22 protein-coding genes and 1 pseudogene are annotated in these 18,807 nt (G+C 34.3%); 16 read left to right on the plus strand and 7 right to left on the minus strand.

What is annotated here, in order from left to right:
• Positions 1-437 precede the first annotated feature (437 nt).
• Positions 438-908, minus strand: coding sequence for a nucleoside deaminase (locus D9842_RS05640; RefSeq protein WP_121661654.1), 471 nt, complete (start codon positions 906-908; stop codon positions 438-440).
• A gap of 62 nt (positions 909-970) precedes the next feature.
• On the opposite strand from D9842_RS05640, the gene D9842_RS05645 reads away from it, so the two are divergent.
• Together D9842_RS05645 and D9842_RS05650 are read left to right on the plus strand one after the other, a co-directional pair.
• The gene (locus D9842_RS05645; protein ID WP_121661655.1) at positions 971-1,441 is read left to right on the plus strand and encodes a DinB family protein; all 471 of its coding nucleotides are present in this window, start codon (positions 971-973) and stop codon (positions 1,439-1,441) included.
• Between the two features lie 234 nt (positions 1,442-1,675).
• On the plus strand, positions 1,676-2,317 hold the full coding sequence (locus D9842_RS05650; protein ID WP_121661656.1) for a DUF421 domain-containing protein: 642 nt from the start codon (positions 1,676-1,678) through the stop codon (positions 2,315-2,317).
• A 193-nt stretch (positions 2,318-2,510) separates the two neighbouring features.
• Here D9842_RS05650 and D9842_RS05655 read toward each other — a convergent pair whose 3' ends face one another.
• Positions 2,511-3,068 carry a hypothetical protein gene (locus D9842_RS05655; RefSeq protein ID WP_121661657.1) on the minus strand — a complete coding sequence of 186 codons (558 nt, stop codon included), beginning with the start codon at positions 3,066-3,068 and terminating at the stop codon, positions 2,511-2,513.
• A gap of 112 nt (positions 3,069-3,180) precedes the next feature.
• On the opposite strand from D9842_RS05655, the gene D9842_RS05660 reads away from it, so the two are divergent.
• Together D9842_RS05660 and D9842_RS05665 are read left to right on the plus strand one after the other, a co-directional pair.
• Positions 3,181-3,702 (plus strand): DinB family protein, encoded by a 522-nt coding sequence (locus tag D9842_RS05660; protein WP_121661658.1) that lies wholly within the window; start codon positions 3,181-3,183, stop codon positions 3,700-3,702.
• A 41-nt stretch (positions 3,703-3,743) separates the two neighbouring features.
• Entirely contained in the window at positions 3,744-4,202 is a 459-nt protein-coding gene (locus tag D9842_RS05665) for a GNAT family N-acetyltransferase (protein ID WP_121661659.1), read from the plus strand.
• 7 nt (positions 4,203-4,209) lie between these two features.
• Here the strand turns inward: D9842_RS05665 and D9842_RS05670 are convergent, their stop codons facing one another.
• On the minus strand, positions 4,210-4,773 hold the full coding sequence (locus tag D9842_RS05670) for a CBO0543 family protein (protein WP_121661660.1): 564 nt from the start codon (positions 4,771-4,773) through the stop codon (positions 4,210-4,212).
• Between the two features lie 278 nt (positions 4,774-5,051).
• Here D9842_RS05670 and D9842_RS05675 point away from each other — a divergent pair, with 278 nt between their 5' ends.
• The 3 genes and pseudogenes from D9842_RS05675 to D9842_RS05680 all read left to right on the plus strand — a co-directional run.
• Positions 5,052-5,237 carry an alpha/beta-type small acid-soluble spore protein gene (locus D9842_RS05675; RefSeq protein WP_162987317.1) on the plus strand — a complete coding sequence of 62 codons (186 nt, stop codon included), beginning with the start codon at positions 5,052-5,054 and terminating at the stop codon, positions 5,235-5,237.
• Positions 5,238-5,320: 83 nt separating this feature from the next.
• Positions 5,321-5,470 carry a hypothetical protein gene (locus D9842_RS25685; protein ID WP_162987318.1) on the plus strand — a complete coding sequence of 50 codons (150 nt, stop codon included), beginning with the start codon at positions 5,321-5,323 and terminating at the stop codon, positions 5,468-5,470.
• A 261-nt stretch (positions 5,471-5,731) separates the two neighbouring features.
• Positions 5,732-5,920: pseudogene (locus D9842_RS05680) on the plus strand (transposase); the annotation flags it as partial.
• Between the two features lie 125 nt (positions 5,921-6,045).
• On the opposite strand, the gene D9842_RS05685 reads toward D9842_RS05680, so the two are convergent.
• The gene (locus tag D9842_RS05685; RefSeq protein ID WP_121661663.1) at positions 6,046-6,888 is read right to left on the minus strand and encodes a hypothetical protein; all 843 of its coding nucleotides are present in this window, start codon (positions 6,886-6,888) and stop codon (positions 6,046-6,048) included.
• A 154-nt stretch (positions 6,889-7,042) separates the two neighbouring features.
• On the opposite strand from D9842_RS05685, the gene D9842_RS05690 reads away from it, so the two are divergent.
• The 5 genes from D9842_RS05690 (at position 7,043) to D9842_RS05710 (ending at position 11,233) form a co-directional block, all read left to right on the plus strand.
• Positions 7,043-7,540, plus strand: a complete 498-nt coding sequence (locus D9842_RS05690; RefSeq protein ID WP_121661664.1) for a GNAT family N-acetyltransferase — start codon at positions 7,043-7,045, stop codon at positions 7,538-7,540.
• A 118-nt stretch (positions 7,541-7,658) separates the two neighbouring features.
• The gene (locus D9842_RS05695) at positions 7,659-8,381 is read left to right on the plus strand and encodes a DUF2161 domain-containing phosphodiesterase (RefSeq protein ID WP_121661665.1); all 723 of its coding nucleotides are present in this window, start codon (positions 7,659-7,661) and stop codon (positions 8,379-8,381) included.
• Between the two features lie 13 nt (positions 8,382-8,394).
• On the plus strand, positions 8,395-8,922 hold the full coding sequence (locus tag D9842_RS05700) for a DinB family protein (RefSeq protein ID WP_121661666.1): 528 nt from the start codon (positions 8,395-8,397) through the stop codon (positions 8,920-8,922).
• A gap of 201 nt (positions 8,923-9,123) precedes the next feature.
• Positions 9,124-10,701: a sensor domain-containing diguanylate cyclase gene (locus D9842_RS05705; protein ID WP_121661667.1), complete on the plus strand. Its 1,578-nt coding sequence runs from the start codon at positions 9,124-9,126 to the stop codon at positions 10,699-10,701.
• Between the two features lie 166 nt (positions 10,702-10,867).
• On the plus strand, positions 10,868-11,233 hold the full coding sequence (locus D9842_RS05710; RefSeq protein ID WP_121661668.1) for a DUF4181 domain-containing protein: 366 nt from the start codon (positions 10,868-10,870) through the stop codon (positions 11,231-11,233).
• Between the two features lie 77 nt (positions 11,234-11,310).
• Here the strand turns inward: D9842_RS05710 and D9842_RS05715 are convergent, their stop codons facing one another.
• The gene (locus tag D9842_RS05715; RefSeq protein WP_121661669.1) at positions 11,311-11,694 is read right to left on the minus strand and encodes a GtrA family protein; all 384 of its coding nucleotides are present in this window, start codon (positions 11,692-11,694) and stop codon (positions 11,311-11,313) included.
• Between the two features lie 252 nt (positions 11,695-11,946).
• Between D9842_RS05715 and D9842_RS05720 the strand changes: the two genes are divergently transcribed.
• Complete coding sequence (locus D9842_RS05720; protein WP_121661670.1) at positions 11,947-12,528, plus strand: YitT family protein; 582 nt, start codon at positions 11,947-11,949, stop codon at positions 12,526-12,528.
• 449 nt (positions 12,529-12,977) lie between these two features.
• Here the strand turns inward: D9842_RS05720 and D9842_RS05725 are convergent, their stop codons facing one another.
• Entirely contained in the window at positions 12,978-14,273 is a 1,296-nt protein-coding gene (locus D9842_RS05725) for an APC family permease (RefSeq protein ID WP_121661671.1), read from the minus strand.
• Positions 14,274-14,416: 143 nt separating this feature from the next.
• On the minus strand, positions 14,417-14,872 hold the full coding sequence (gene ndk / locus D9842_RS05730; protein WP_121661672.1) for a nucleoside-diphosphate kinase: 456 nt from the start codon (positions 14,870-14,872) through the stop codon (positions 14,417-14,419).
• 245 nt (positions 14,873-15,117) lie between these two features.
• On the opposite strand from ndk, the gene D9842_RS05735 reads away from it, so the two are divergent.
• The 3 genes from D9842_RS05735 to D9842_RS05745 are packed head-to-tail and all read left to right on the plus strand — an operon-like array spanning position 15,118 to position 18,752.
• On the plus strand, positions 15,118-16,659 hold the full coding sequence (locus tag D9842_RS05735; protein WP_306821503.1) for an ABC transporter ATP-binding protein: 1,542 nt from the start codon (positions 15,118-15,120) through the stop codon (positions 16,657-16,659).
• Positions 16,656-17,765, plus strand: a complete 1,110-nt coding sequence (locus tag D9842_RS05740) for an ABC transporter permease (protein WP_121661673.1) — start codon at positions 16,656-16,658, stop codon at positions 17,763-17,765. Before D9842_RS05735 ends, D9842_RS05740 begins: the two co-directional genes overlap by 4 nt.
• Positions 17,766-17,822: 57 nt before the next feature.
• Complete coding sequence (locus D9842_RS05745) at positions 17,823-18,752, plus strand: ABC transporter permease (RefSeq protein ID WP_121661674.1); 930 nt, start codon at positions 17,823-17,825, stop codon at positions 18,750-18,752.
• Positions 18,753-18,807: the final 55 nt, after the last annotated feature.

An 18,807-nucleotide genomic window follows, 5' to 3' on the forward strand; every position in this document is an offset into this window, starting at 1 on the left:
TAACGGGAATAGTGTCGATTTTTGTCTGATCGAAGATAAAACGTTCAGAATCGAAGATAAAACTCCGTAATCGAAGATAAAACTCCGTAATCGAAGATAAAACTCCGTAATCGAAGATAAAACGTTCAGAATCGAAGATAAAACTCTGTAATCGAAGATAAATCTCCGTAATCGAGGATAAAATGTTTAGAATCGAAGATAAATCTCCGTAATCGAGGATAAAATGTTTAGAATCGAAGATAAATCTCCATAATCGAAGATAAAACGTTCAGAATCGAAGATAAAACTCTGTAATCAAAGATAAAACATCTAAAATCGAAGATAAATCTCCGTAATCGAAGATAAAACATCTAAAATCGAAGATAAAACGTCTAAAATCGAAGATAAATCTCCATTATCCCAGATAAAATCTTATTCCAGTTAACCTAAGGCGAAATTTAAGACGGTTTCCGCCCATTAAAAATAATTTCTGCCATAAAGGGTGAGTATTTTTTAATAATCTGTTCAGATTCGCTTGATAAAATGCCACTTTCATATGTATACAATCTCTTTTTGACATAAGGAACAGATTCGATAAAGTTTTCCATTTGTAAATAGTTATCCTTAACACCAAAAACAATATGTCGTATATTTGCCATAACAATAGTTGTTAAACACATCATACAAGGTTCAACAGTTGTGTAGATTTTACAATTTTCAGCATGTTTTTTTAAATAGGCTGCACAGCTATGAATTGCATTTATTTCTGCGTGTGCCACTTCGTTTTCTAACGTGCTTATCCGATTAGATCCTCGTGAAATGATTTTCCCATCATGAACGATCACAGCCCCGATTGGTCGATCTCCGCGTTTTCCTGCTTCTTCAGCTTCTTTTAAAGCTTCTTTCATATAAAAAGTATGATCTATCACATGTATGCCTCCTAAAATCTTTATTATAATATAGTATAAAACTAGATTAAGGGAGTTTCAAAATGAATTTATATACAAAGAGTGCATTAAAACAGATCAAGCTGGCTCTTGATTCTGTATCTACCATGATTAATCAGTTGAAAGAAGAAGATTTACATATAAAGGCTTTAGCAACTAAACGCTCAATTGGTGAGCTTTTGGAGCATATTTCAGTGTTATGTGAAGCTGATTTACTTATTTTAAACGGGGCAACAGAAGGGGAAATGTCTTCATTTTATAATGCTCATTCATACAAAACGTTAGAAGGCTTGCAACAAGCTTTAGAAAAACATTATAAAATACTTGAGAAAGCATTTTTAAATTATACAGAGAACGAGCTTTTAGAAATGACAACTTCATATTGGGGTGTTACATATTCTAGATATGAATGGCTGTTAGAAATAATAGCTCATCTTTATCACCATAGAGGGCAGCTACATTCACTGCTCGTATATCACTTCAAAAAGGATCTTAACGTTTCTTTATTCCAATAACTACTAACAACAATGGATAATGGTTAGGAATCTGGGAAAATTATCATTAACTGAATCAATTTCATAATGTATCATTTGTTACCAAAAAACGTATGAAATTTCACATGAAATAATGTTTTTATCCGTGTATTGTTTATTAACATGTTCAAGGTGAAGAAAAATGTTCGTTTTTTGATTTATGAGTCATAATTATGAAATTAACTCAACTATATAAAGATTGGTGGTTAGTGATACATGGAATGGGATTTTATCTGGAAAGCCATTCTCATCGTTCTGGTTGGAACCGTTTTATTGAGAATTGCAGGAAGAAAAACAATTTCTCAGATGACGTTAGCTGAGACAGTATTAATGGTTGGTATCGGTACTCTCCTTATTCAGCCTGTTGCGGGTAAAAATGTTTGGACGACATTTTTAGTCGGAGGAATATTAGTTGGGACTCTTTTAGTTATGGAAATTCTTCAAATGAAATCAGACAAATTTGAAAAAGCGATTACAGGTAAGGCGAAAATTATCATTGATAACGGAAATTTAAATGAGCAAAATCTTAAAAAACTTAGATTATCTGTAGATCAACTAGAAATGATGCTTCGCCAAAATAGTATTTCGAAAATTAGTGATGTAAAATGGGCAACCTTGGAACCAAATGGTCAATTAGGGTATGAGTTAAAACAAGAAGCACAGCCTGTTACAAAGAAGGATTTTGACGAATTTAAACAAACAATTGTAAACTTAATACCTAGTAATGCTCAACTTACTCATATAAATGAAATTTTAAGCCTAATTAACAATAATACAAAGCCAGAAAATAAAGAGGACATTTTTGCAGAAGTTAAACATAATAGACATAAAGAAGCTCCTCCAAAGCACTTACAATAATTTTTTATAAAAAACACCAATAAATGTAATATTTTAGTTAATATTAAAAAAAGATGTAGTATAATAGGTTTGTTATTTATAATAAATCCCTAAGTAGACCTCCCGTTTTCTTAGGGATTTATTATATTAACTTCAGGAATGTAAAGGAGAAAAGAGGCATTGACAGGTCGATTCCATGCAATACCTCCGTTTTTTAATGGGGTTTCTTTGCTGTTTTTTCTTTCTTGGGCCAGATAAAGTAGCTTGTTGTAATGTATAAGTCAATCGCTAAAACGATTAACCATACGCTTACCATTGTATTGAGTGCTTCGGTTCTTTGAGGGTCCTGAATATAGATGATCATCATTTCTAAGATTGCTACACCAATTGTAAATGCTACAACGTGCTTGATAAATCCTTTTCCATAATGCTTTGCAAAAGGAATTCCGTATCGTTTCACCGGCTTAGCCGACGGTTTTTTCATTATATAAAATTGGAATTTTTCGTCCATCCAATTAATCATACTTTTTCCAAATGCAAGAGAAACCCCGATATAAACTGCAGCAATTCCATGTGCTAGAGTTGCTGTTGCTCCGCGATACAGATCAATGCTTGTAATGATAATTAACAAAAGGTCAATAATGGGGGTAGAAGCTAACAGTAAAAAACCAAGCTTTTGAAGCTGCAGTAAATATCGTCCCATTAACCCTAGTAATATAACAACCCAAAATGAAACCTCGCATGCAATAATGATCCATCCTAAATAATTCATAAGTACCTCTCTTTATGAAATGGTAATTTCTAACACTATTTTAGCACTTCTTACTTTTCTTTGTTACATGTGAAAAATATATTCTACTAGTTCCATAGAAAGGAGCAATATGATGAATTTTCATTTGAATGAAGCAATCGAGGTATTATCGAGAACACCAAAAGCATTGGAGCATTTTTTATCTGGACTTTCTGATCAATGGCTGCATTGTAATGAAGGAGAAGGAACGTGGAATGCTTCTGAAATTGTTGAACATTTAATTGAAGCTGAACTACATAATTGGATTCCTAGATTAGAATCTATTCTACATGATGGAAAGAGCAAACATTTTCCTGCATTTGATCGTTTTTCACATTTGACTAAGCCTGAAAGTACGATTGAAGAAAAACTACTAATTTTTAACCAACTTAGAGAAACAAACATTGAAAAATTAAAAGAACTAATTAATCCTCATCATCATCTAGAAATCGAGGGGACACATCCCGCTTTCGGTGTGGTCAAAATAAGAGAGCTTCTTTCAACCTGGGTTGTTCATGATCTTACACATCTTTCGCAAATCGTTAGAGTCATGGCAAAGAGGTATTATGATGACGTTGGGCCTTGGAAGGAATATTTGGGAGTATTAAAGAAATAGAATTGTAAAAGTATCTTTCTCAAAACAAGGAGCTTTCAATAATGAAGATTAGAGCACTTCAAAAGGAAGAAACACCACCAATACAATTATTATTACTTGCGGATCCTTCAGTATCTATAATTGAAGATTACCTTAACCGGGGAATGTGTTTTGTTGCTGAAAATCAGGAGAACATGGTCATTGGAGTTTTAGTGCTACTTCCTACAAGACCACATTCTGTGGAGTTAGTGAATATTTCTGTTTCAGAGGATTACCAAGGAAAAGGTGTTGGCAAGTTATTAATCAAGCATGCGATTTCCGTAGCTAGAGAAAAATTATTTAAAGTAATGGAAGTTGGCACTGGAAATTCTAGCATCGATCAAATGGCCTTTTATCAAAAATGTGGATTTAGACTAACAGGCGTTGATTTTGATTTTTTCGTCAAACATTATGATGAACCGATATATGAAAATGGTATCCAATGCAGAGATATGGTGCGCTTTACACTGGATATTGAATAAAATGTGTTTATGACTTTACGCTTTGATTCAATTTGACAAATAGATTAGTAAACCAATACGCAAGAATAGACATACCTACATCAAGAAGAAAAACATGAAAAATATTCATTCCTTTATAAAAAAGCAACAATCCAAGCTTATGCCATACAAAAGCAATTGTTGTGATTAGTACCGAAGTGATAAAGGTTAAAATATAAAAATTACGATTGCGATTAGTTGAAATTTGATAAGCAAACATAAATGCAACTGGAACAAATGATCCATCAACAGGAATGCTAACGGGTATAAAAGGAAACATAAAATAAGGATGATCCCAATAGTTGAAACGAGTAAGAAATACATCTAAGTAAACAAACATCACATGAAAAGAATACCCATAAAAACAAATTCGAAAGATGTTTTTACGATCAATAAAAAACAGGGTGAAAATTAATGGAACAAAAAAGAAAACAACGTTAAACCAAAATTGCCAAGTTCCAAAATGAGCAAACTGTTTCCAGTATTCGAGAATTAGGTCAGTTAATTTGGCATCTAAAGAATCTATTTCCTCTAATATGTGTTCACGTGACATTGAGCATTCTCTCCTATCGCATGAAAAAAATGGTTGTTACTATCATTATTTGCCAAACCAATTTTTTCTACTCCAGTTATTAACTAGGTGTTAGCTTGTACATCCAAATGTATGTTATTTAGCATATTTTTTTATAAAAAAACAAAAGCATTTAATGCCTGGACTATACCTTCAGGACGAGGTTTTCAAATTTTTTAGAAGGAAATTTTGAAAAAGATGCATAATATACAAACTATCGACAAATGTTACAAGTACACTATACAAAGGAGGAATTGATTATGGCAAATAACTCAAATAACTTAGTCGTACCTGGAGCTGAACATGCACTTGAGCAAATGAAGGTGGAAATCGCAAATGAATTTGGTGTAGATCTTGGCGGTGAAACAACATCACGTGCAAACGGATCTGTTGGTGGAGAAATTACAAAACGCCTTGTTTCAATGGCGCAACAACAACTAGGTTAATTTGAATAAGGCATCATTCTTTTAGAATTAAACATCATGTATAACGACAACTAAAGAATGAAGATGCCATTTTAGGTTTTCTAATGTTTAGTGTTTTAAAAGATCATGAAATTGCTCATTTATATAACATTCTAGGAAAGTCAACAAAAGTAACTAAAGACATACATCTAAGAACTGTTGTGCTTGAACTAACTGAAGAGCTGAACAGACGACACCAAATGGCTACTGAATGACTATACTAGAACTAACCCCACCAAACTTATAAATAAAAAATAGAGGCTGATCCAAAAGTCTAGGTTTTAGACCTTTGGATTAGCCTTTTTTTGCGTACTTTTTTAAAAAAATAAAGTAAATAAGGTAAAATTAGTTCGTTCCATTAAAAATAATATTTATCTGCAACACCCTACTAAAACAGCCTCTTTTAAAGACATGATTAAACAAAAAAATCGCCCTATTTTGTATAATGAAGTTACCACACCACCTTATACAAGAACCAACGAAAATGTGATGTGGAAAGTGTATTTGGACAAATAAAACATAATCAGCAGTACAGACGCTTTTCGATGCGTGGCCTCCAAAAAAATACGATTGAATGGGGGCTTCTTTGTGTTGCACATAACTGTAAAAAAATGCAGAAAGCAATAAAAAGAAATATAGTAAAAGAGAAAATTGGATGCGAATAAGGGTAGGAATACCTCTTTTTAAATAAAAAATCCTACTTATTTGGTTTCTACACCAAAAATAAAGAAAGGGTGCTCAAAAGGTCGTAATTTAACAACCTTTTGAGTCACCCTCTATTTTAAATTAACTATGTTCTTTCTTTTGAGTTTGAAAATATCTCCTTATATACCAAACGTGAAACATAAATAACAAATAGGTGCCAGGGAAAAAACTGAAGAAAGGCACTATAATTTATTCTCACAAAGCGAACCTTTATAAGTAAATAATCAACCACTAAAAAATACAAAAGATGATAAAAGCGATAAATGATTCCACGCTTGGAAGAGATAAAGGTAGAGAAAAAACTCAGTAGTAAACTGTAAAGAGGTGCAATGATAAAATGTTCCTTCCAGGTATGTAGCAACCCAACCCCAAATTTTAATTTTCCTCTTACAGCCAACGTATACATAAAGGTAACATCAATTACAACAATTGTTAAATATTGAGCCAATTTAAGAGCCCAATATTTTCTCTTCTCAATCATTTTATAAAAGTAATCGCTTATATAAAAATATATAAGCATTAAGACTGTAGTGAATTTTGGATTCCACCAGTTAGTTTTATAAATGCCCAAGCGAAGAAATAATTCCTCAACAACATAAAAATATGTGATGAAGGAAACTTTCCACCGCCAATTCTTTTTATAAATCGTTAAAAACGTTGCTGTAATGGGTACATAAAAGGCTTGAGATAAAATTGCTCCAAGAATATTATCTAAATATTTTATTTTTAAGATGGAGGGCTTATAGGTGTATGCTTGAAAAAGATTTAGTACAAAGTATTCAAAAAAGAAAGCAAAGCCAATATTTGAAAGAAGCAGTGTCCATGTGTATTCTCTTTTTCGTTTTAGTAATTGTGAAAAAATAATAAGATGAATAATTGTTAATAAAAGAAATGGTATAGAGTTTCTATTCAGTCGTCCTCTACGCAAGGGTATCACCAGCTCTTGACTAATATAATATTTTGATTTCTCAAATCTCTCTTACCTTTATCTTTTGTTATTATTTGTTTTTTTACTCAACTAACGAAATACCCGCTTGATTTGGTACAATGGATTGGAATCTCCTTGAAAGAGAGGAAAAAAGATGGATATAAGATTATTAAGTGAAAAACACGCAGCTGTTTATAAAAGTCTAAGATTAAAGGCGTTACAAGAGCATCCAGAAGCATTCAGCTCCAGTTATGAGGAGGAAATCACCCATTCTATAGCTACTGTAGAAAAGAGGTTAAGTGTAGAAAACTCCTTCACATTTGGAGCATTTGTTGATGAAAAATTAGTTGCTGTTGCTACATTGTTGCCGGAAACAAAAAATAAACTAAAACATAGAGCTAATATCGTCGCTGTTTATGTTAGTACTAGCTACCGCAAAGCGGGAATAGGTAAAAAGTTAGTAGAAGCAGCCATTAACAAATCAAAGTCTATTGAAGGAATCGAGCAACTTTATTTAACTGTTTCATCGAGCAATATAGGAGCAAAAAACCTTTATCAATTATTAGGTTTCAAAACATTTGGTATTGATCAAAAGGCATTAAAAGTTAAAGAAACTTATTATGATGAAGAACTTATGGTACTATATTTGTAATACAACGGCGGATTATGTCATTCAAATGCAAAAGAACACTAACAGAATTGTTACTTAGTGTAAAGTAGCCATAAAACTTAAATAAATAACTCTGGAAACACACTTGGATGGTGGCAACATGACTGAAAAGAAAAAAATACAAGAAGCAGACTTATATAAACCAATCCAACATTATTTTACCCGAGAAGGATATGACGTTTATGGTGAAGTAAAGGATTGCGATATTGCGGCAGTAAAAGATGACGAGCTTATTGTGGTGGAACTAAAGCTTAACTTAAGTATTGAGTTATTAATGCAAGCAACTAAGCGGCAGCGTTTAACGGATCAAGTATATATTGCTATTCCGAAGCCTCGCTATAATAAGCGGTCGAAGCGATGGTCTGATCTATGTCATCTCATAAAAAGACTGGAGCTTGGTCTGATTATTGTATCTTTCACGGGAAATAGAAAGAGAATGGAGATGATCTTCCATCCAACTACATATAGTAAACAACGTAAGCAACAGAAGTGGAAACGAGATTCAGTTCTTAAAGAAATAAAAGGAAGAAGTGCTGATTATAATATTGGGGGAAGCAGTCGAACGAAAATTATGACTGCCTACAAAGAAAATTGCATTCAAATTGCTTGCTATTTACTTGAATTTGGTGAACTCTCTCCAAAAAAATTAGTGCAATTAGGAACAGGTTCAAAAACATCCTCCATCTTAACCAAGAACTTTTATGGTTGGTTTCAACGAGTGAAAAGAGGCATCTATACCATAACTGACAAAGGAAGACTTGAAATAAAAGAGTATCCTGAATTAGTAGATTATTATTTAGATAAAGTAAAAGAATCAGAATAATGGGGGAATTTAGATGCTACTTAACGAGAAGATATATCATATTGGTGAGCTAGAGGGGTTCTCACCGCAAATTGGTCGGTTAGTTTCTATGATGAATTATACACGACATACAACATTAAGAGCTGTTCATGGTTTATCCATCAAGGAGCTTGACTTTCACCTAGACTCTCAAAGTAATTCAATCGGTATGTTGCTGTATCATTTCGCTAATGTTGAGAAGGTTTATCAAATTTTAACATTTGAAAACAGGGAACCGACAGAGCTTGAAGAAAAAGAGCTAGAATTGGGTTTGGATTTAGGTGAGAAAGGTCAAGAAAATATTAAGAGATATCCTTTAGAGTTTTATCTTGATAGACTAGAAAAAAGCAGGAATGAAACACTTAAACAGCTACAACAAAGAAGCGATGATTGGCTCGATGAAACAACTCCGTTTTGGAATAATTTGACCGCAAATAATTATTTTAAATGGTTCCACGTTTTTGAAGATGAATTAAATCATCGTGGACAAATAAGAATGATTCGAAAAAGATTTATAGAGTAGATTTTTATGGCTCCAGCTTGAGTTTCATTTTCAAGCTGGTTTTTGCAGTGATAAAAATCACATTTTTAGAAGTTGTAAACTGATATATTTTATAGTTAGAGTAGGAACAAGTTCCTAATAGGAATGAGACCCTATTTATATACTCTCTTTAACGTAATAAACTATACCTACAACATGTTTCTTTAATGTATTGGAGTTATTATGAAAATTAAAAATAGAAAAGTTAGACTTTCAACTTTATTAACAGGACTTGTAGCTGGTTCTGTTATTTTAACGACAGTTATATTATTGATAGCATCCTATCAATCTGAAAAAGAATCGCTGACAAACGCCTATCTTAATCTTAATTACTCAAAGTCGAGTAAGATGAGTAGATCGGTTGATTCGTTGTTTAAGTCAATGAGAATGAGTTTAGAAGAAACAGCAACTTTTTTGTCTGAAAACGATGATTTTAAAGATGATGAAATTCAAGATTACTTTGAGCTTTTACGTAATAATAGCAGATACTTCAATTCTTTATCTTGGATTGATGGAAGTGGTGTTGTTAGGAGTATAGCCCCTATTTCGGTAGGTCTAAGAGGAGAAATTCTTAGTTCAGGTGAGACAAGAAAAATTGTGGATTCAAAAAGACAAACGGTTTCTCAGCCATATATTGCTCCTTCTGGACGTTTAATTGTGCTGCTTGCACATCCTTTTTATGATCAGAATAATCACTTTAAAGGAATGATCGGAGGATCTATTTATCTTCAGGAACAAAACGTGCTTACCGAGATTCTTGGCAACGATATCATTGATGAAAACGGTTCTTATTATTATGTTGTTGGACCTGAAGGGAAGATTTTATTTCATCCTGACAAAAAACAAATTGGCGAAGATGTATCAGAAAATCCTATTGTCGGGAAAATAATGCAAGGTAAAAGTGGAAAGGAAATTGTCACAAATACAATGGGCGTCACGATGTTAGCGGCATATAGTGTTGTTCCAGAAACAGGCTGGGGAGTTGTTCAGCAAACACCTGTTTCTTTTATCTATGAATCATTGTATGATCACCTAAAAAAGTTACTTATATATATTCTTATCCCTTTTGTTAGTTTGCTTGCTCTTTCAATTTTTATTGCCAGAAAATTAGCAAAGCCTTTTTTTGATCTTTCTAACGTTGTAAACCAAATTTCTTCTGGTAAATTAGTGAGTATTCCTGAAATGAAATCACATTGGAATAGAGAGGCTGACTTATTAACAAAAAGTGTGACAATGGCGATTGAAGGAATGCAAGATAAACATCAACAGCTTTCTTACGAAGCAACAACCGATTCTCTAACAAATACTTCAAATCGCCGCCTGCTTGACGAGGTTATGAAAGAATGGGTAGCAAAAAACAAACCTTTTACACTTATCGCTTTTGATATTGATAATTTTAAAAAAGTGAACGATACGTTTGGACATCAAACTGGAGATCAAGTACTACAGTTTGTAGTAAAATATGCACAAATGATGATTAGAAAAAACGATTTGTTATTTCGATACGGCGGGGAAGAGTTTGTTCTATTAATTCCAAATGTTACATCAACTACTGCTTACTCAATCGCGGAAAAAATTCGTATATGCTTAGAAAATAATATTTCTCCTATCGGAAAACCTATTACAATATCTTTAGGTATAGCAGAATTTCCATTACACACAAAACGGCAGGATGAATTATTCGGCTTAGCCGACCAAGCTTTATATGTGTCAAAATCAAAAGGAAAAAATAGGACGACAATTTGGAATGAAAACTTATAAGTGATTTCAAATATGATTTTATTTAAGGCTGTGTACAACAGCCTGTTTTTATTTTGATTTGAGAATTACAATACAAATGTTACTATTGAAAGTAGGTTTGTCTTAGGAGATAATTTTTACGAATCTTATGAAACCTTTTTATATACTGCATTTATTGAGAAATTAGGTGGCTATCATAATTGTTGTTGCTATTTTTATCTTCTGGTTCATTTTAGACCTTCTTTTAAGGTATATATTAGGTATCAAATTAAAAAAAGCTTTTAAAAAGTTTGAGCATCATGATGTAATGTTTAAAAATATAGATAAATGGCTTTTTAGAGTTTTTTTACTGTTGCTTTTAATAAATATCGTTCTATCGTTTATGGACATGATTGTATTTGTTTTTATTTATTTAGCAATCACGAGCTTTCTTCATGGTATACAGGAATGGAAGTTTGATAAGGAAAATAGAGAATATATATTCACGTGGCTAGGTACTGGAGTTTGTATTTTATTAGGAGTTTTATATATTTTAGGTATTACTGGTGTGTAAAATATGCATCTAGGTGCGCAATAATAAAATAAAAAACCTGGATGGAAATCACCTTACCATCCAGGTTTTTTTATGCTCTATTTAAATGTCCAAATATTATTTAAAGTGAAATTTATGAGTGGGATTACTAGGATTGTCACAATTTCTCCAATAGCATAATGAAACGATAGAACATTAACAACTGTAAAGATAATCACAAAATTTAATGTGAAGCCAATGATGGACACAACAAGAAATCGCAGTAATTGTTGATGGGAGTACTTTCCACCAAATGTATATTTTTTATTTAACAGGTATGAAAAAAGAGTCATGATGATAAAAGAAATCGACGCACCGATAACAGGTTGTTGATGGAAAAATTCTACAAATATAAACATTGATAGAAAATAAATGAGCGTACATATAATCCCGACAAAACTGTATTTTATAAATTTTATAATAAAAAGTCTATTTAGAGTCATACCATCACCTTTTACATAAAAATTACTCTTTATTCATATCGGTTAGTAGAAATAAATATTTACAAAAATTCTTGTTACCTTTCATATTTGTTTGATTTTACTTGACCCTGGAACGTAATGATTTTTATCAATACTACTTACAAAAGGATAGAATGAAATAATCGTTTTTTAAATGACGACCATTTTTAACAGATATTATGAAGGATTCTCTCATAAAGTTAATACATGTCCAAATGTTTGTGAGGGAATCGAATGAATACGATAAAAATTGTGAGTGTTATTGTGTTAGGCAGTCTTCTATTATCAATTGGGATCAATGTTTTTTTAACTCCTTATAAAGTGTTAGATGGTGGAATGATCGGAATTGGCTTAATCTTGCACTATTTGTTTGATTTAAAAGCAGGTATCATGATCATTGTTTTTAGTGCACCAATATTTCTCGTTGCATGGATCTATTATAGAAAGTATTTTTATAATAGTTTACATGGGTTATTACTTTCATCTTTTTTTATTGATTTGCTAAAACCATTGGATGGAATTGTTCATGCTTCACCAATTGTAAGCTCCATTATTGGCGGGATATTTGTTGGCTCAGGGATTGGGTTAATGCTTCGTATCGGGACTAGCACAGGTGGAACAGATCTTCTTGCTCAATTTATATCTGACAGATCTGGAATTAACGTCGGGATTTTGATCTTTTGTATTGATATGGTTGTGATCTTGCTAGGAGGTCTATTAATATCAAGTGAAACATTAATTTTGTCTTGTATTACCATCGTAATCGTTGGATTAACAACAACAATTGTTTCATCAAAATCTATAAGGGAAGTTTAAGCTTGAAAAGCCAGACTATAACAAACTTGGGTAGTAACCGGGTATGCTTATAGTCTTTTTATTTTGGCTTGAGGTGAAAGGTGGCTGTTGATTTCCGTTCCAGGCGCTTCGCTTTCCGCGAGGCTGGCGGTGAGCCTCCTCGTCGCTGAGCTCCTGCGGGGTCTCACCTGTCCAGCTGCTCTCGCAGGAGTCTGCGCGCCTTCCACTACAATCTACAGAGTTTTCAAACTTTATGAGGAGCGGTATCAACACCTTATTTAAAATTGTATTACATACCGCTTGAGGTGAATAAACGTCTTAATCATCTAATATAACATTGGTATTCAATCTATGGTGAGACTATTTATGCACCCAGACCATTATGGCATATCGTTGATTCTTAGGATTAAGGATTCATGATGAGACCATTTCGACCCCTTCTTTCTACTAACTCACCTTTTAAAAAAGCATCATTTGCTTTTTCTGTTTAAATAAAGTTTTTCCACAACGAAAAGTAACGTAATAATAATTCCTGAGACGATTACAACAAATAAGTCTGACTTTATTTTCAGCAAAATAAACGCACTAAGGATAACCCCATCTAAAATCAAGGCTATTGTTACTATAATGGGATTGGCTCCTACCTTGTGACGTAAGTGCTTTAACACACCAAAATGAACAATCATATCCATAATAAGATATAGAATGGCACCCATTGATGCAATTCGGGTTAAGTCAAGTGTCACAGTTAAAATGATCGCTAAAACAACTGTTAACACTAGAGTGTTCTTTTGAACAGATTTTTTAAGCCCAAAATTAGCTTCAGGAATGAGGCTCATTTCCGATAACATGGCTAACATCCGAGAAACGGCAAAAACACTTGCTATAATTCCCGTAATTGTAGCAATGATTGCCAATATGACTGTGAACCATACACCATAACCACCAAAGGCCGGACGGGCAGCTTCTGCAAGTGCGTAATCCTTTGCCTTTATTATTTCATCTATCGTTAGGTTGCTTAATACGGCCCAGGCGAGAAGTAAATAGATAACTAGACTGATTATAATAGAAATACTAATTGCTAATCCAATATTTTTTCTAGGTTTTGTGATTTCAGCTCCACTATTTGTAATTGTCGTAAATCCCTTAAAGGCAAGGATCGTTAAGGACACAGCTGCTATCAAATTTAGAGTGCCTGCGTCTTGGTTCACTGCTCCTGATTGAGGTGATGGTAAAGCAAAATCAACAATCCACAAACCTGATAAAGCAAGCACTGATAATCCTATGATTTTTACAAATGATGCAATGGAAGTAAAAGATTGGATAAATGTATTTCCTGATATGTTTACAATGAATGAAAAAACAATTAATCCAACACCTAGTAATGGGATAAGAAAACCTGGTTGTTTGCTCTCAAATAACTGGAGCGTATATGTACCAAATGTCCGTGCCACTAAACTTTGATTAATAATCATCGAAATCGCCATCATTAGTGAAGCTGCAGTTGCAATTGTTCCTTTGCCATAAGCCTTTACTAAAAACATACCAATTCCACCAGCGGAGGGAAATTCCTGGCTCATTTTCATGTAGGAATATGCGCTAAAACCTGTGACAATACTACCAATTATAAAAATAAGAGGAAACCATTGACGAGAAAGCTCGGCAACTTGTCCAAGCAAGGCAAAGATGCCGGCACTGATCATCACACCTGTACCCAATCCAACAGCTCCTCCTAGAGTAATACTATTTTTCTTGTAATTGCCCATTTTTTCACCCTTTTCTATTAATAGTTTTATTTAATGTCGTACCCCTTGTGAATTAGTATAAAACATCATAAGAAAGGAATGAGCAAGATAAAAAGAAATAAGCCCTCCACCGTCTAACGAATGAATGGCTTATTTCTTATATATTAACTACTTTTTCTAACATTATCTTTTAAATCTGTTTTTCCGCCTCGTAGCTTCAATGGATCAAAGAAATTTGCTATTTCCCGTTCGGCACTCTCTAGAGAATCAGATCCATGGATGACATTTTCTTCTTTGCAAAAAGCAAAATCTCCACGAATTGTTCCTGGCAGTGCTTCTGTTGGACTTGTTTTTCCAATCATCGTTCGAGAAACCTCAATGATGTTTTCACCTTCCCAAACCATCGCAAAAACAGGTGCTGATGTAATAAAATCAACCAACTCACCGAAAAATGGCTTTTCTTTATGTTCTTCATAATGGTATTCAGCTTTTTCTTGATCAATTGTCATGAATTCTGCTTGTAAAAGAGTAAACCCCTTTTGTTCAAAACGTCTAACAATTTCTCCAATTAATTTTCTTTTCACACCATCAGGTTTGACCATGATAAAAGTTCTCTGCATGGGCATGAAAATCACCTCATTTAAATGTATTTAAATTCACCTGACACTGGCAAATCTACTAGTCATTATTGGATTTTCCATAATTTCTTAAACATGAATGAATAAAAAATTGCATTGTAACTGTTTTTTACAAAATTCTATTTAGTTTGTTACATAATCCTACACAATCATAGACTGAACCTCTTTAGTGAAGGATAATTTAGAAAATTCCAAAAATATTATGCGGAGTAAGAGGTGGATAATCCTTGAAACAAACACATCTAGCGATCGAAATGCAAGATATTGTGAAAAAGTTTGGTTCGGTAGTTGCCAGTGATTCTGTTAACTTTTCTGTCAAAAAAGGGGAGATTCATGCCTTATTAGGTGAAAATGGTGCAGGGAAAAGTACCATTATGAGCATGCTTTCCGGTATTTATAAAGCTGATAGTGGCACTATTGCTATACATGGTAAAATATGTCAGATTCGTTCGCCAAAGGAATCAATGGAATTAGGGATTGGTATGGTTCATCAAAACTTCCGTTTGGTCGATACACTAACAGCCATTGAAAATATTATTCTTGGTGAAAAGGGCCAAATATGGCGAGGCCCCTCTTGGTTGAAGAAAAAGAGCGAAGAAATAGAAATAATCTCAGAGCAATATGGACTAAAGTTTCCTACAAATGTTCCAATCTGGCAATTATCCGTTGGAGAGCAACAGCGTGTAGAGATTGTAAAAACACTTTATCGGGGTGCTGACATCATTATTTTCGATGAGCCTACATCTGTTCTGACTCCTTTCGAAGCAGAGCAATTATTTCAAACGATGAAGAACCTAAAAAAACATGGGAAAACAATGATCATCACAACTCACAAACTAAAAGAAGTGATGGAGGTTTCAGATCGAATTTCTGTTATGCGAAAAGGAAAAATGGTTGCTCACCGAAATCGTGCTGATACGTCAGTTGAAGAGTTAGCGCAATTGATGGTCGGAGCCTTACGTACAAAAGGGGTAACAGTTACATCAGAGCCAATCGGAAAACCAGTTATAGAAGTGCGAAATCTTTCCGTTCAAGGAGAGCGTGGGGTGCTTTCGATTGATCAAGTTAGCTTTACGATTCATGAACATGAAATTGTGGGGGTGGCTGGTGTTGCAGGAAATGGACAGAAGGAACTTGCCGAAACGTTAACAGGGCTTATCCCGTGGAAAAGTGGATCGGTCATGTTTAATCAAGAACAACTAATTTCTCCTACCGTTCAGAGTTTAATAGATAAAGGAATTGCCCATATTCCTGAGGATCGTATGAAAAGTGGTTTAGCAGGAAGCTTAGGAATAGTTGATAACTTACTATTAAAAACATATCGAACAACTAAACGTACAAAATGGGGTCTTCTCCAAAAGAAACAAAATAGTGAATGGTCAAGAAAATTAGTTGAAACATTTGATGTTAAAACAGCTGACCTACATAGCCCTGTTCGTCAGCTTTCAGGTGGTAATCAGCAAAAGCTATTATTCGCACGAGAAATTGATCAAGAGCCGAAGCTGATGATTGCTGTACATCCAACACAGGGGTTGGATGTTGGAGCTACAGAAGCTGTTCATCAGATGTTGCTAAATCTTAAGCTTTCAGGAGGTGCCATTTTACTCATATCGGAAGATTTAGATGAAGTAATGAAATTGTCCGATAAAATTTTAGTTTTATATAACGGAAAAGTGAACGGCGTCATCTCTCGGGCAAAAGCTGAAAAAGAGTATATTGGCCAACTTATGGCTGGTTTGGATGAGCGGAAGGAAGGAGCTGTTTTATGAATCAAAAAACATCTGCTGAACAAGCTGCTGTTGAAATACAGGGTTCTAAAAAGAAACTAGAATTGCCTTTTCGATTAGAATATGACCCACATAAAAAGTCGAGCAGCTGGTTTGTACCACTTTTATCAATACTTATAGCTTTATTTATTTGTGCTGTGTTTATTGCAATCGACGGGATGAATCCCATTACGGTTTATGGGAAAATGCTGCAAGGTGCATTTGGCTCTGCTTTTGGTATTAGTGAAACACTTGTAAAAGCAACCCCTCTTTTACTTTGTGGGCTCGGTGTGGCCATTGCTTACCGAATATCGATCTGGAATATTGGTGCAGAAGGGCAATTTTTACTAGGAGCAATTGGAGCAACAGCTATCACCATTTACTTTCCAAACTTGCCTGGAATCGTTTATATCCCACTTATGGTCATCGTCGGAATAGTAGCTGGTGCTGTATGGGGATTACTTACCGCCTTACCTCGTACCTATTATCAAGTAAATGAACTGATTACTTCCTTAATGTTGAACTATATCGCTCTCTTGCTGTTAGATTATTTTGTTTTTGGACCATGGAGAGATCCTGAAGGCTTTAATTTTCCTGGAACTCCAATGTTTTTACCTTCACAATTACTTGCCACAATAGGTGATACTCGACTTCATATTGGAGTATTGTTCGCAATAATCGCGGTTGTTTTATTTGCATTTCTCATTTTAAAAACCCGTTGGGGCTATGAATTAAGAGTATTAGGTGCTAATCCATCAGCGGCTAAATACGCCGGTATCAAAATTAATAAACACATTCTCCTAGTTATGATGATTAGCGGAGGGATGGCAGGGTTAGCTGGAATGATTGAGGTATCTGGTGTTGCAGGAAGGCTCATGTATGGTATTTCACCAGGTTATGGATACACAGCTATTATCGTTGCATGGCTTGCCAGATTAAATCCATGGGCAATGATTGTTTCATCGATTTTTATTGGTGGGTTAATAGTCGGTGGTTATAGTGTTCAAACCATTGGCCTACCATCTTCTATGTCTCTAATGCTTCAAGGTGCCATTTTATTTTGCTTAATTGGTGGAGAAATGCTTAGCAAATTTCGTGTGAAAAAGTAAGAAACAAGATAACCGTGATTTTCGTTTATTAAAAAAATAAGGAAGGGAGGCACGACAATGGATGTTTTCATTTTGCTCTTAACAGCAGCCATATCATCTGGTACACCATTGCTGTTTGCAGTACTAGGAGGAATTTTAAGTGAAAAAGCAGGCGTCATACATCTTGGTACTGAAGGCATTATGCTAATTGGGGCAGTCATGTCATGTATTGTTTTTATTGAAACCGAAAGCTTGTTCGTAACATTTATTGCCTGCTTATTAGCCTCAGGATTCCTCGGACTTATTCATGCATTTTTAAGTATTAGTTTAGGTGCTAATCAAATTGTGAGTGGGTTAGCGATCACTTTATTCGGTACGGGACTGAGTGCGTATTTAGGTAAATCTGTAGCAGGAATTGCGTTACCGGTATCCGTTCCGAAGGTGGAGCTAAGTTGGCTGGAGTTCATCCCTGTGATCGGTAAGGTGTTTTCAAACCTCGATCTTTTCATTTGGATGAGTATTGTGTTAACGATTGTTCTTTATTTATATATGTACAAAACTTCGTGGGGCCTTCATTTAAAAGCGGTTGGTGATAGTCCTTCAACTACAGATGTGATGGGTATTTCAGTAACAGGTTTTCGTTATTTTCACGTCATTGTCGGCTCGATGCTTATGGGACTATCAGGATTTTATCTCATCATGGCCTATTCACCGAACTGGATAGAAGGAATGACAGCTGGAAGAGGTTGGATTGCGATTGCTTTAATTATCTTTGCTCGCTGGAATCCTATCTACGCATTATTTTGCGCCTATTTTTTCGGTGGCCTTGATGCACTTGGTTTTCGTATTCAACTATTTGAAATACCGGTTCCATCTTATTTTCTGAAAATGATTCCCTATTTTGCAACGATTGTAGTCTTAATGTTTGTTGGCTGGAAAAACAGAAACAAACCTCCGATTGAACCAAAGTCATTAGGAGTTCCGTATTTCCGCGAGCAACGATTTTAATGATCAGATCACTTAAGGAGGTGGTGTATCCGGTAATTGAATAGATTTTTTTAAA

The sequence above is a fragment of the Metabacillus litoralis genome, assembly GCF_003667825.1.
GTDB lineage: Bacteria > Bacillota > Bacilli > Bacillales > Bacillaceae > Metabacillus > Metabacillus litoralis_B.